This window comes from Ruegeria sp. B1 (genome assembly GCF_056535885.1).
This window is the reverse complement of record NZ_JBQFJA010000001.1, coordinates 2837524-2850361: the sequence shown is the minus strand read 5'-3', so window position 1 is coordinate 2850361 and position 12838 is coordinate 2837524. Positions and strand designations below refer to the sequence as shown.

Sequence of the window (12838 nt, the reverse complement as noted above, 5' to 3'; positions counted from 1 at the left end):
CTATGGCCAAGAACAGAAAACCAGAAGCCGACCGGTTGCCCATCAGTCAGCGGATCGACAGCCGCATGCCCAACCCCAAACGGCGTGAGATGAGCCCGACGGACTGGTCTATCAAAGGCGAGTTGATCCTGAACTGTTCCTGCGATGTCTTCTGTCCCTGCGTGGTGTCGCTGGGCGCGCATCCTCCGACCGAGGGGCATTGCCATGCCTGGATGGGCGTGATCATCGACGAGGGCCACTTCGAAGGTGAGGATCTATCCGGGCTGAATGTCGGCTTGCTGGTCGACATCCCCGGGCGCATGGGCGAGGGGCAGTGGAAAGTCGCGGCCTATGTCGATGAACGGGCCAGCGGCAAGGCCTATAACGGTCTGCTGCAGATCTTCAGCGGTCAGGCCGGCGGAACCACCGGCCTATTCACCATGCTGGTCAGCGACATCATCGGCGCCGAACGCGCACCCGTCGAGATCGAGCGCGACGGCACCAAACGCCGCATCATGATCGGGCGCAAAATTCAAGGTGAGATTGAAATGCTGGCGGGCAAGGACCCGGAACACCCGGTGATGGTGTCCAACTCGAAATACTGGATGGGTCCTGACATCATCGTGGCACGCGGCACCAAGTCCAAGGTGCGCGACTATGGCCGAGTCTGGGACTTTGGCGGCAAATCAGCAGAAATCTGCCCCATCGACTGGCACGGGCCAAAGTGATGATCACCGACGCTTATGCTCGCGAAATGGCGCGCTACAACCGCTGGCAAAACAGCCAGTTGGCAGAGTTTTTTCAAGCGTTGACCGCCGAAGAACTGACACGCGAACGAGGTGCGTTCTTTGGCTCAATTCTCGGTACCGCAAACCATCTGCTGTGGGGTGACTGGATCTGGATGTCGCGCTTTGACAACGGGGCCGGGCCGGAAAGCAATTCGAACAAGTCCGGCGGCATTCACGAAAGTGTTCACGTCTGCGCTGATCTGACCGAGTGGTTACCGCTGCGCGAGATGATCGACACACGCATTGAGGCCTGGGCCGAGACACTGGGCGACGATCTTCTGACCGACACGCTCACGTGGTATTCAGGCGTGAAGAAGGCAGATGTTACATTGCCTTATGCGCAGTGCATCATCCACTTTTTCAACCACCAAACGCACCATCGGGGACAGCTGCACAAGATGCTGACCGAAACCGGGTCAGAAGCGCCGGTCAGCGATCTTGTCTTTATGCCAAAGGGGGATTGAATGCCGCAGATTTCCTTGTCGCGCCGCCTGCGGCGCACCCCTTTTTCCGACGGGGTCGAGGCCGCAGGTGTCAAGGCATATACGGTCTACAACCGTATGTTGTTGCCCACGGTTTTCGAAAATGTCGAGGCCGACTACCGGCATCTGAAATCCCACGTTCAGGTGTGGGACGTGTCTTGCGAGCGGCAGGTCGAACTGCGTGGTCCGGATGCCGTGCGCCTGATGCAGATGCTGACTCCGCGCGACTTGCGAGGTATGCTGCCCGGCCAATGCTATTATGTGCCGATTGTCGATGAAACCGGCGGCATGCTGAATGACCCGGTGGCCGTGAAACTCTCTGAGGACCGCTGGTGGGTGTCCATCGCTGACAGTGATCTGCTCCTGTGGGTCAAGGGTCTCGCCAATGGTTATCGCCTGGATGTTCTGGTCGATGAGCCGGATGTGTCACCCCTTGCGGTACAGGGCCCAAAGGCCGATGAGCTGATGTCACGCGTGTTCGGGGATCGGGTGCGCGACATTCGTTTTTTCAAGTTCGATATGTTCGAGTTTGAAGGCCGTGATCTGGCGGTTGCCCGGTCGGGATACTCCAAACAGGGCGGGTTTGAAATTTACGTCGAAGGCAGCGACATCGGGATGCCGCTGTGGAATGCGCTGTTCGATGCTGGCGAGGACCTGCAGGTGCGTGCCGGATGTCCAAACCTGATCGAGCGGATCGAAGGCGGGCTGCTGTCTTATGGCAATGACATGACGGATGACAACACGCCGCATGAATGCGGTTTGGGCAAGTTCTGCAACACACACACCGCTATCGGCTGCGTCGGTCGGGACGCGTTGCTGCGCGTCGCCAAGGAAGGTCCGGTGCAGCAAATCCGCCCAATCTCAATCCAGGGCGACCCGGTGCCGCCTTGTGACCGGCCATGGCCCGTGTACGCTTGCGGCAAACGTGTCGGACAGGTGACCTCGGCGGCCTGGTCGCCGGACTTTGAAACCAATGTCTCGATCGGCATGTTGCGCCTGAGCCACTGGGATGCGGGCACGGCTTTGGAGATCGAAACGCCGGATGGCATGCGCTCTGCGACGGTGCAGGAGACGTTTTGGATTTAATCGGCGGCGGGAGCACTCGCAGCTATGAGATTTGTGGCCAGACACGTCCTGATCTGGCCGCTCAGGAACGAAAGGAAAGTGAATATGTTCAACGCATTGGTGATGGATAAAGACGAAGAGAGCGGGCTGGCGAGCGCCTCGGTAAAACAGCTGTCGCTGGATGCGCTGCCGCACGGTGAAGTGACTGTGGCTGTCGAATACTCCACGGTGAACTACAAGGACGGCCTGTGCCTGTCGCCCAAAGGCGGCGGTTTGGTCCGCTCTTACCCCCATGTGCCGGGTATCGACTATGCCGGAACGGTCGAGGCATCCTCGGACGATCGGTACAAGCCCGGGGACAAGGTTGTTCTGACCGGCTGGCGCGTGGGCGAGGCGCATTGGGGTGGGTATTCGCAAAAGGCCAACGCGCTGGCGGACTGGCTGGTCCCGTTGCCTGACGGATTGGATGCCCGTCAGGCCATGGCCGTCGGCACCGCCGGATTTACTGCGATGCTGGCCGTTATGGCGCTTGAGGACCATGGTCTGACACCCGATCATGGCCCGACGCTGGTCACCGGTGCTGCGGGTGGTGTTGGATCGGTTGCCACGGCCATTCTGGGCCATCTGGGATATGAGGTGGCCGCCGTCACCGGGCGCCCGGACACCGGCGACTATCTGAAATCGCTGGGTGCAACCACAATCGTTCCGCGCGAGGAGCTGAACGAAACGACAAAGCGTCCGCTGGAAAGCGAAAGCTGGGCCGGCTGCGTCGATGCGGTTGGCGGCGCAATGCTGGCCCGTGTTCTGGGACAGATGAAATATGGTTGTTCGGTAGCCGCCGTTGGTCTGGCTGGCGGCGCGGCGTTGCCGGCGACGGTCATTCCGTTCCTGTTGCGCGGTGTGAACCTGTTGGGGATCGACAGTGTCATGCAGCCCTATGACAACCGCGTGCGCGCGTGGCAAAGGATCGCCACCGATCTGCCCATGGACAAGCTGGAGGCCATGGTGCAGCCCGCCACGCTTTCGGATCTGCCGCAGTTGGGCGCCGATATCCTGCAAGGGCACGTCAAAGGTCGGGTTGTTGTCGACGTAAACGGCTGACAGCGCAACAGGATTTGAAAGGGCCGACCGGGGCTGCGCATCGGTCGGCTTTTGCATTTTTAAGATGGCACAAAATGGCCGAAACAACCGTGGCGATTGCCACAATTCCTGACCAAGATTGCTATACATCCCATTTGTGATGGCTTATGACCCATCCAAACATCACTTGAATACGGGGAGTGAGCAGCATGTCTGACGATTTCGAACTCGACACCGATGATCTGAAACGCCGCATGGACGGCGCGATGGCCAACCTCAGAACCGAGTTTGCCTCTCTGCGGACCGGACGGGCCTCGGCCTCGATGCTGGAGCCTGTGATGGTCGACGCCTATGGTGCCATGACCCCGATCAATCAGGTGGGTACCGTCAATGTTCCCGAACCCCGAATGGTGACTGTAAATGTCTGGGACAAGGGATTGGTTGGAAAGGTTGAGAAGGCGATCCGGGAAAGCGGGTTGGGAATCAACCCGCAGCTGAACGGCACGATCATCATGCTGCCGATCCCGGAACTGAATGAGGAACGCCGCCGCGAGCTGGGCAAGGTGGCCGGGCAATATGCCGAAAGCGCCCGTGTTTCGATCCGGAATGTGCGCCGCGATGGCATGGACCAGATCAAGAAAGCCAAATCGGACGGAATGTCCGAAGACGATCAGCATTTCTGGGAAAGTGAAGTCCAGGACCTGACGGATGAGATGATCAAATCCGTAGACGCCGCGCTTGAGACCAAGCAGGCTGAAATCATGCAGGTCTGAGCGGTCAATATGCCAGATGATCCCCAAACCGCCCCGGTGTCCGGTCCGCGCCACGTCGCCATTATCATGGATGGAAACGGCCGCTGGGCGCAGGCCCGTGGACGGCCCAGGCTTTTTGGTCATCACGCGGGCGCGCGCCGCGTGCGTGAGGTTGTCGAGGCGTGTCCCGATCTCGGGATCAAGTACCTGACCGTATTTGCCTTTTCGACCGAGAACTGGAAGCGGACACAGGTCGAGGTGGCCGGGTTGATGAATCTGTTTCGCCGCTACATTGTCAGAGAGACTAAAACACTGGTTGAAAACGGCATTCGGGTCCGGTTCATCGGTGACCGCGACCGGCTCGATTCCAAACTGACCGACCTTATGGATACGCTGGAAGAGGCCACAAGCGACAACGACACTGTCCATCTGACCGTTGCGCTCAACTACGGCGGCCGCGACGAGGTGGCCCGCGCCACCAAAAGACTGGCCCGCGATGTGGCCGAGGGACGTTTGCGGCCCGAAGACGTGGATCAGGAGACCCTGCCCAAATATTTAGATACCCGCGTCTTGCCGGATCCGGATCTGGTTATCCGCACCAGCGGCGAAGCTCGGATTTCGAACTTTTTGCTGTGGCAATCGGCGTATTCGGAATACGAGTTCATCGACACCCTTTGGCCGGATTTCACCGCATCCGAACTGGAAAAGCTGTGCCGCAGCTACGGCGCACGCGAAAGGCGGTTCGGAGCGGTTCTGGCATGAGCGACGGTCGATGGTCTGATCTGACCACCCGGGTTCTGTCGGCGATGGTCCTGGTGGCTATTGGCTCGGTCGAGGTCTGGCTGGGCGGGATCTGGTTTGAAACCTTTATTGCCGTCGCCTGTGGCCTGATGGCCTGGGAACTGGTTCGGATGATCGAACCGCAGCGCATCGGCGTTGCAGTACAATTGGGTCTTCTGACAGGCGCGGCTGTGATCCTGAGTTATCATCTGCCGCCCTTTTATACGGTGCCGGTTTTGCTGGCACCGGCGCTGGTCGGGGCAGGGCAGGTCGGTCGTGATCGGGGCTTGTATGCTGTGTTTGCACTTTGGATTGCGGCCGCCGGGCTAGGATTTATCTCGATCCGAGAGAATATGGGCTTTGACTGGATGGTCTGGCTGATTGCCGTGGTGGTGGCGACTGATATTGCGGGGTACTTTGTTGGCAAGGCCTTTGGCGGGCCTAAGTTCTGGCCCAAGGTGAGCCCCAAGAAGACCTGGTCGGGCACGGTGGGAGGCTGGGTGGCCGCAGCAGGCGTCGGAATCGTTTTCGCCATTCATGGCGGTTTTGGCGTCGCGTTTGTCCTGATCTCGGTTCTGGCATCGATGGCCAGTCAGGCCGGAGATATCGTTGAAAGCGCCGTCAAACGGAGATTCGGGGTCAAGGACAGTTCGAACCTGATCCCGGGTCATGGCGGTTTTCTGGATCGTTTTGACGGCATGATGGGCGCCGCTTTGTTTGTGCTGATCGCGGGGCTGTTTTATTCGCCGGGAGCCATGTGATGCGCAAAGTGTCGATCCTCGGGGCAACCGGTTCAATCGGGCAGAACACGATCGATCTGATTGCGCGAAACCTGTCGGACTATGACGTCGTTGCGCTGACCGGTGGCACCAATATCGCGCAACTCGCCAAAGATGCCAAACGTCTTGGGGCTGATCTGGCGGTTACGGCCAGAGAAGATCGGCTGCCGGAGCTGCGCGACGCGCTCGCAGGCAGCGATGTTGAGGCCGCCGCCGGTCACAATGCTTTGATCGAAGCCGCCGCACGACCTGCGGACTGGATCATGTCGGCCATCGTCGGCGCAGCCGGGCTGGCGCCGGGGCTGGAGGCCTTGAAGCAAGGGACCACGCTGGCCCTCGCAAACAAGGAAACGCTGGTGTGCGCGGGCGCTTTGGTGCTGGATACGGCGCGAGCACATGGCGCACAGCTGTTGCCCGTCGACAGTGAGCATTCGGCGGTGTTCCAGGCCCTGGCGGGCGAGGATATGCGCACGGTCGAACGCGTGACCATTACCGCCAGTGGCGGCGCGTTCCGCGATTGGCCGCTGGATGAACTGGCGGCCGCCACGGTTGAACAGGCGTCGAGTCACCCCAATTGGAACATGGGTCAGCGTATCACAATCGACAGTGCGTCCATGTTTAATAAGGCACTAGAGATCATTGAAACTAAAGAATACTTTTGCATTAACCCGGATCAGATCGAAGTTCTGATCCACCCGGAATCCATTGTACATGCGATGGTTGGGTTTCGCGACGGTGCGGTGATGGCCCATATGGGCGCGCCCGATATGCGCCACGCCATTGGGTATGCGCTGCATTGGCCCGAACGGCGCGAACTGCCGGTCCCGCGACTGGATCTAGCAGAGCTTGGTCAGTTGCGGTTTCACAAACCAAATGGGGTACGCTATCCGGCCCTGAAACTGGCGCGCGAGGTCATGGCGCGCGGGGGTTTATCGGGGGCGGTGTTCAACGCTGCAAAGGAACGCGCGCTGGATCATTTTATCGGACGGCGGATCGGATTTCTGAACATGGCCGACAGTGTGGCAGCAGTTCTTGATCGGTTCGATGCCACGGATGGCCTTATTGACGCCCCGTTGACACTTGATAACGTCCAGCAAACGGACCATCTGGCACGTCAGTGGGTGGATGAAGCCGTGGTTGAGCGAGCAGGATAGGCACTTGGATTTACTTTCTCTGATTCCACAATTCGGCAACTTGCTTTACACGATTGTGGCCTTTGTGATCGCACTGTCCGTCATTGTGGCGGTGCATGAGTATGGTCATTACATCGTCGGCCGCTGGTCCGGCATTGATGCCGAGGTGTTTTCGATCGGTTTTGGACCGGTGCTGTGGAGCCGGATGGACAAGCACGGGACCAAATGGCAGATCGCCCTGCTTCCCATTGGCGGATATGTCAAATTCCTCGGCGATGCCAATGCCGCGTCCGGCAAGGACGAAGACGCAATGGCCGAAATTGTTCAGCAAAGCCAGGAAGCGTTGCGCCGAACCATGCATGGCGCGCCCTTGTGGGCCAGAACGGCAACGGTTGCCGCGGGACCCGCGTTCAATTTTATCATGTCGATCCTGGTCTTTGGCCTGATCTTTTGGTCCCAAGGCGTGTCTCGGGAGCCACTGACGGTCGGCAAGCTGCATCCTCTGCCCGGCACTGTGCAAGAGTTGCAGGACGGTGATGAGATCGTGGCCATTGCCGGGATCCCGACGCCGGACTTCGATCAGGAAGGCGCCTGGAGCGATTTCACCGACTCTCTGCCGGTGGAGCCGGTTCTGGATTACACGGTGATCCGCGACGGCGTCACCATGGATGTGTCTGCGCCTTGGCTGTTTCCGCCGTTGATACAGCAGGTTGCTCCGCGCAGTGCTGCGATGGATATCCAACTGGCGTCGGGCGACGTGATTACATCGGTCAATGGCGAGCCGATTTTTGCATTTGAGCAACTCAAGGAGTTTGTCGAAGGATCTGACGGCCGCGTACTGCTGTTGAATGTCTGGCGGAACGGCGCCGATCTGGAGTTTGCCTTGGCACCGCGCCGCACGGACGAACCGCAGCCGGACGGGGGTTTGTGACCCATTGGCGGATCGGCATTGTGGGGGGGATGATGCTGGAACCCGCGACCGTTCCCGCGGGGATTTTGGACTCGTTGTGGGGCGGCGTACAGCAGACGATGCGCATTATCGAAGGATCGCTTTCCGGCCTTTGGCATATGATCACGGGCGCGATCAGCACCTGCAATATCTCGGGTCCCATCGGGATTGCCGAAACGTCGGGTGCGATGGCCAGCCAGGGCGCGCAAAGCTTCATCTTTTTCATTGCGGTTCTGTCGACCGCTATCGGCCTGCTCAATCTGTTCCCGATCCCGGCCTTGGACGGCGGCCATCTTGTGTTTTATGCCTATGAAGCCGTAGCTGGCAAACCACCCAGCGACATGGCGCTCCGGGTTCTCATGGGAGCAGGTTTGACGATCATTCTGGGCCTGATGCTGTTTTCCGTGACCAACGATCTGTTCTGCTGATTGTGACGCGCGCAGCACATTAAGGCCGCAATGTCGCCGCATTCTGGAGGTATGGATTTGCCATAGTCTCTAGGGGCAAATCATGACCAAAGCGCTTGAGAAATCTTACCGCAGTTTCAGCTTCCTGTTCATGTTGAACTGGGATCTTCTGTTGAGTTTTGCGGTCACAGCCCTGGCGCTTGGGCTTGGCGCCTATCTGGCCGGATTCTGATTCTCAAAATCGACGTACGATAAGACATCGGCTCACCCGTGTTCGGGGTGTGCCTTTTGGCCTTTTGACAAGCCCATCCAATCCCGCTACTCAGCATAAAAGTTCTAAATTCTAGGTAGAGAACAAAATGACTGACCGGCGAGGCGCGGGCACATCCTGCGGGGGGCAAAAGTCGACAAACAAGATTTTGTGGCGGACGCTGACGTTTCTTTTCCTTTTTGCTGTCGTGAGCTTAGTGGCACTGCCACATGCCGCACAGGCGCAAAACTTCACCATCAATTCGTTCGAAGTCGACGGCAACCGGCGCATTGAAACCGGAACCATCATTGCACGGACAGGCATAGAACCTGGGCAGACGGTCACCGCCGGGCAATTGAATGACGCATATCAGCGTTTGCTTGACAGTGGTGTTTTTGAAACAGTCGAACTGACACCGCGCGGCAGCACGCTGGTCATTGAAGTTCAGGAATACCCGACGATCAATCAGATCAGCATCGAAGGCAATCGCCGCGTCAAAGACGATGTACTGATCGAAGTGATCCAGTCCCAGCCCCGGCGCGTGTTCACTCCGCAGGTGGCCGAAGCAGACGCCGATCTGATCGCGGAGGTGTATTCGGCACAGGGCCGCGTGTCGGCTACCGTCATCCCCCGTATTATTCGCCGCAGCGAGAATCGCGTGGATCTGGTGTTTGAAGTTGCCGAAGGCACGACCATCGAGGTTGAGCGGGTCAGCTTTGTCGGCAACCGGGCCTATTCCGACCGGCGTCTGCGTCGGGTATTGGAAACGAAGCAGGCCACGTTTCTGCGCACATTCTTCCGCAACGATACATTTATCGGGGACCGGATCGAGTTCGACAAACAGGTCATTCGCGATTTCTATCTGTCCCGTGGATACATCGATTTCCGGGTCAACAGCGCCAATGTGGAATTCACCCGCGAAAGGGATGCCTTTTTTCTGGTGATGAATGTCACCGAGGGGCAAAAATACTCATTCGGCAATATCACCACCGTGAGTGAGATTCCCGGCGTAGATGCGGCCCCTTACCAACAAGCGCTCAAGATCAAACCCGGCGTTACGTACTCTCCGACGCTGATCGAGAACTCTATCGCCCGCCAGGAGCGGCTGGGGTTGAGGCAGGGTGTGGACTTCTTGCGGGTAGAGCCTCGCGTCACCAGAAACCCACGTAATCTAACCCTGGATGTTGAGTTTGTCTTGACGAAAGGCCCGCGAATTTTCGTGGAACGTATCGATATCGAAGGGAACACGACAACGCTGGATCGCGTGATCCGTCGCCAGTTCGATACCGTCGAGGGCGACCCGTTCAACCCACGCGAAATACGTCAGGCGGCCGAACGGATTAACGCGCTTGGATTTTTTGCCGTTGCGGATGTCGAGCCGAGAGAAGGATCAACACCCAGCCAGGTTATTCTGGATGTGGATGTCGAAGAACAACCCACGGGATCGCTCCAACTTGGTGGTAGCTATTCTGTATCCGACGGCTTTGGAATCGCTATTGGTTTGAACGAATCCAACTTCCTGGGACGTGGCCAGAATCTGGGTGTGTCGCTAAATACTTCGCAGGATTCCGAGCAGTACACGATCAATTTCACCGAGCCTTATCTGCTTGGGCGGAAGCTTCGGTTTGACTTAGGGTTAGGTCTGGCAAACACAAACTCAAGCTTCGCGAGCTATGACACCGAAAGCATTTTCTTCAATCCTCAGTTGACTTACGCGATTGGCGAACTGTCGTCCGTTCGGCTTCGGTACGGTTGGAACCGCAGCGAGATGAAACAACAGGATAACGAGGTGAACGGCGCCGTTATCGCTTCGGAAATTGCCCAGGGCGAACGGGTCAGCAGCACGTTGGGTCTGTCCTACGTCTATGACAGCCGCTTGGGTGGTCTGAATCCAAATGCCGGTGTGTTGTTCGAGGTTGGCGTCGATGCCGCCGGATTGGGTGGCGACAACGAGTTCGTCAAAACGACAGCACGCGGCATTGCCCAAACCCGTGTCTGGAATGAGGAAGTTATTCTGCGTGCCACTCTGGAAATGGGCGCATTGCACTGGAGCGGCAGTGACTTCAGCAGGACCCTGGATCGCTTTGTTCTGGGTCCGAACACGTTCCGCGGGTTTGAACCAGCAGGTCTTGGCCCGCGCGATCTTTCCAACGGTCAGGACGACGCAATCGGCGGCAACTATTACTGGGTCGCGAGATTTGAAACCGACTTCCCACTGGGCCTACCCGAGGAACTGGGTTTGCGGGGTGGTTTGTTCTACGACGTGGGTAACCTGTACAACATCGACAACGTGAATACAGCCGGTGCCGATATCGTCGGCGCGGGCGGTTCAATTCGACACGTCGTTGGCGTTTCCGTTCTGTGGGAAACACCCTTTGGCCCCTTGCGGTTTAACTTCTCCAAGGCGTTGAAAAAGGAAGACTTCGACAAGGAACAGAACTTTGACCTGACCGTTCAGGCCCGGTTCTGACCAGCGATGCCGAGCGTTTTTAGGTCAAAGACACAGGGCCCGATCCGGGCCCTGTGTTTCTTGTTCTGTATGGTCATCGCACAATCGGTGTCAGCGCAACAACTGGGCGTTACTCAGTCCGGGGTTATCACGGTGTCCACCGAAAGGCTGTTTGCAGACTCTGCCTTTGGACAGAGGCTTTTGCGTGAAATCGAAAAAGAGAGCATTCTTTTGGCCGAAGAAAACGAACGGATCGTCGCGGAACTGAGCAAAGAGGAAAAAGATATCACCGAACGACGGGCCGAGCTTGAGCCCGAACAGTTCCGGCCTTTGGCCGAAGCGTTCGACAGAAAGGTCCAGTCTCATCGCGAGGGGCAGCGGGCAAAGCTTGACGCTTTGTCCCGACGCAGCGATGAGGCCCGGCAGACATTCTACGAGCTTGCTCGCCCGGTGCTGATTGACCTGTTGCGGGAAACCGGTGCCTCGATAATCCTGGAACGGTCCAACGTGTTTCTCAGCTCGGACACCTCGGATGTGACCGACCTTGCGATCGCCCGCATCAACGCGGCAATTGGAGACGGCAGCGGATTGCAGGACGGACGGGGCGAATAGCTTCGCTTGCCCTCGGGTTCGGGTGTTGCTAACCACGCTGAAAAAGAGAAATCCAAAACGGGACATCCACACTATGACAACGGACACAAAAAGCGCCGACATTCAGCTGATCCAGCGGATATTGCCGCACCGCTATCCGTTCCTGCTGGTCGACAAGGTCGTGGATATCTCGGGCTATCAATCGGCTGTCGGCATCAAGAATGTCACCATGAACGAGCCGCATTTTCAGGGGCATTTTCCAGGCACTCCGATCATGCCGGGCGTCACCATTGTCGAGGCAATGGCGCAGACCGCAGGTGTGATGCTGGGCGTTGGCATGGATGTCATCGACACCGAGTTGCTGATCTACTTCATGAGCATCGACAAATGTAAATTCCGCCGCAAGGTGGTGCCCGGCGATGTGCTGGAGATGCATGTCGAAACTCTAAGGGGTAAAAAAGGCGGCAAACTGTTTAAGTTTGGCGGTCGCGCAACCGTTGAAGGCGAGGTGGCAGCCGAAGCAGAGTTCTCGGCCTATGTCGACTGGGAGATGGAAAAGACGGCATGAGCGGCGTTGTTCACCCCAGCGCAATCATCGAAGACGGTGCGCAGATCGGCCAGGATTGTGCGATAGGGCCATTCTGCTACGTCGGCGCGCAGGTCAGACTTGGGGACCGGGTCGAACTGAAATCGCATGTTGTCGTGACCGGGGATACGTCGGTTGGCGAGGACACCGTCATCTTCAATTTCTCGGTCATCGGAGAAATTCCTCAGGATCTCAAGTTTGGCGGTGAAGACACCCGGCTTGAGATCGGCAAGCGCAATCGTATCCGCGAGCATGTGACCGTCAATACCGGCACGGATGGCGGCGGCGGCGTGACCCGGATCGGGGATGATTGTCTGTTGATGGCCGGGGTGCATGTGGCGCATGACGTTCAGATCGGTGACCGGGTGATCATGGTGAACCACGCCGGCGCGGCCGGGCATTGTGTCATCGAAGACGACGCGATTATTGGCGGCATCTCCGGCCTGCATCAGTTTGTGCGGGTAGGCCGTGGCGCGATCATCGGTGCCCTGACCATGGTACCGAATGACGTGATCCCCTATGGTCTTGTGCAAGCCCCGCGCGGAGAGTTGGACGGGCTGAATCTTGTCGGCCTGAAACGCAAGGGCGTCCCGCGCGAGGATATTGCAGCGCTGCGGGCGGCCTTCCGCGAGTTATCGGACGGCGAGGGTACGTTCATGGACCGGGCCGCCAGGGTCGGTGAGTCCAACGAGAGCGAATACGTGCAACGGATCGTGGACTTTGTCACCGGACACAGCGATCGTTCGTTCCTGACACCGGGGAAGTAAG

At 58.1% G+C, this 12838-nt stretch carries 13 protein-coding genes and 1 pseudogene; all 14 read left to right on the top strand.

The features are described 5' to 3' along the window. The first annotated feature begins 2 nt into the window (after positions 1-2). The 14 genes and pseudogenes from ACR3ES_RS14095 to lpxA all read left to right on the top strand — a co-directional run bounded on the left by ACR3ES_RS14095 (position 3) and on the right by lpxA (position 12837). Complete coding sequence (locus ACR3ES_RS14095; RefSeq protein ID WP_170430395.1) at positions 3-707, top strand: DUF1326 domain-containing protein; 705 nt, start codon at positions 3-5, stop codon at positions 705-707. Continuing rightward, complete coding sequence (locus tag ACR3ES_RS14090; protein WP_170430397.1) at positions 707-1231, top strand: DinB family protein; 525 nt, start codon at positions 707-709, stop codon at positions 1229-1231. Before ACR3ES_RS14095 ends, ACR3ES_RS14090 begins: the two co-directional genes overlap by 1 nt. Next, on the top strand, positions 1232-2335 hold the full coding sequence (locus tag ACR3ES_RS14085; RefSeq protein WP_170430399.1) for a dimethylsulfoniopropionate demethylase: 1104 nt from the start codon (positions 1232-1234) through the stop codon (positions 2333-2335). It begins immediately after the preceding gene. A gap of 84 nt (positions 2336-2419) precedes the next feature. Beyond that, positions 2420-3415, top strand: a complete 996-nt coding sequence (gene acuI / locus ACR3ES_RS14080; protein ID WP_170430401.1) for an acryloyl-CoA reductase — start codon at positions 2420-2422, stop codon at positions 3413-3415. A gap of 188 nt (positions 3416-3603) precedes the next feature. Then, positions 3604-4167 carry a ribosome recycling factor gene (gene frr, locus ACR3ES_RS14075; RefSeq protein ID WP_170430403.1) on the top strand — a complete coding sequence of 188 codons (564 nt, stop codon included), beginning with the start codon at positions 3604-3606 and terminating at the stop codon, positions 4165-4167. A gap of 9 nt (positions 4168-4176) precedes the next feature. Further along, positions 4177-4908 carry an isoprenyl transferase gene (locus ACR3ES_RS14070; protein WP_170430405.1) on the top strand — a complete coding sequence of 244 codons (732 nt, stop codon included), beginning with the start codon at positions 4177-4179 and terminating at the stop codon, positions 4906-4908. Beyond that, on the top strand, positions 4905-5687 hold the full coding sequence (locus ACR3ES_RS14065; protein ID WP_170430407.1) for a phosphatidate cytidylyltransferase: 783 nt from the start codon (positions 4905-4907) through the stop codon (positions 5685-5687). Before ACR3ES_RS14070 ends, ACR3ES_RS14065 begins: the two co-directional genes overlap by 4 nt. After that, positions 5687-6859: a 1-deoxy-D-xylulose-5-phosphate reductoisomerase gene (dxr, locus tag ACR3ES_RS14060; RefSeq protein ID WP_170430409.1), complete on the top strand. Its 1173-nt coding sequence runs from the start codon at positions 5687-5689 to the stop codon at positions 6857-6859. The genes ACR3ES_RS14065 and dxr overlap by 1 nt, the downstream gene beginning before the upstream one ends. 4 nt (positions 6860-6863) lie before the next feature. Then, positions 6864-8215, top strand: a pseudogene (rseP, locus tag ACR3ES_RS14055) (RIP metalloprotease RseP). 82 nt (positions 8216-8297) lie between these two features. Further along, positions 8298-8426 (top strand): hypothetical protein, encoded by a 129-nt coding sequence (locus ACR3ES_RS14050; RefSeq protein ID WP_480423763.1) that lies wholly within the window; start codon positions 8298-8300, stop codon positions 8424-8426. 127 nt (positions 8427-8553) lie between these two features. Continuing rightward, complete coding sequence (bamA, locus tag ACR3ES_RS14045; RefSeq protein ID WP_170430413.1) at positions 8554-10914, top strand: outer membrane protein assembly factor BamA; 2361 nt, start codon at positions 8554-8556, stop codon at positions 10912-10914. Positions 10915-11001: 87 nt separating this feature from the next. Next, on the top strand, positions 11002-11505 hold the full coding sequence (locus tag ACR3ES_RS14040) for an OmpH/Skp family outer membrane protein (RefSeq protein WP_480423760.1): 504 nt from the start codon (positions 11002-11004) through the stop codon (positions 11503-11505). 73 nt (positions 11506-11578) lie between these two features. Then, positions 11579-12052, top strand: a complete 474-nt coding sequence (gene fabZ / locus ACR3ES_RS14035; protein ID WP_170430417.1) for a 3-hydroxyacyl-ACP dehydratase FabZ — start codon at positions 11579-11581, stop codon at positions 12050-12052. Next, entirely contained in the window at positions 12049-12837 is a 789-nt protein-coding gene (gene lpxA / locus ACR3ES_RS14030) for an acyl-ACP--UDP-N-acetylglucosamine O-acyltransferase (protein WP_170430420.1), read from the top strand. The genes fabZ and lpxA overlap by 4 nt, the downstream gene beginning before the upstream one ends. Position 12838 lies beyond the last annotated feature (1 nt).

Bases quoted from the DNA above. Each gene is read 5' to 3' on its own strand.
- ACR3ES_RS14095 (WP_170430395.1), top strand. From the start codon at position 3: ATGGCCAAGAACAGAAAACCAGAAGCCGACCGGTTGCCCATCAGTCAG.
- ACR3ES_RS14090 (WP_170430397.1), top strand. From the start codon at position 707: ATGATCACCGACGCTTATGCTCGCGAAATGGCGCGCTACAACCGCTGG.
- ACR3ES_RS14085 (WP_170430399.1), top strand. From the start codon at position 1,232: ATGCCGCAGATTTCCTTGTCGCGCCGCCTGCGGCGCACCCCTTTTTCC.
- acuI (WP_170430401.1), top strand. From the start codon at position 2,420: ATGTTCAACGCATTGGTGATGGATAAAGACGAAGAGAGCGGGCTGGCG.
- frr (WP_170430403.1), top strand. From the start codon at position 3,604: ATGTCTGACGATTTCGAACTCGACACCGATGATCTGAAACGCCGCATG.
- ACR3ES_RS14070 (WP_170430405.1), top strand. From the start codon at position 4,177: ATGCCAGATGATCCCCAAACCGCCCCGGTGTCCGGTCCGCGCCACGTC.
- ACR3ES_RS14065 (WP_170430407.1), top strand. From the start codon at position 4,905: ATGAGCGACGGTCGATGGTCTGATCTGACCACCCGGGTTCTGTCGGCG.
- dxr (WP_170430409.1), top strand. From the start codon at position 5,687: ATGCGCAAAGTGTCGATCCTCGGGGCAACCGGTTCAATCGGGCAGAAC.
- ACR3ES_RS14050 (WP_480423763.1), top strand. From the start codon at position 8,298: ATGACCAAAGCGCTTGAGAAATCTTACCGCAGTTTCAGCTTCCTGTTC.
- bamA (WP_170430413.1), top strand. From the start codon at position 8,554: ATGACTGACCGGCGAGGCGCGGGCACATCCTGCGGGGGGCAAAAGTCG.
- fabZ (WP_170430417.1), top strand. From the start codon at position 11,579: ATGACAACGGACACAAAAAGCGCCGACATTCAGCTGATCCAGCGGATA.
- lpxA (WP_170430420.1), top strand. From the start codon at position 12,049: ATGAGCGGCGTTGTTCACCCCAGCGCAATCATCGAAGACGGTGCGCAG.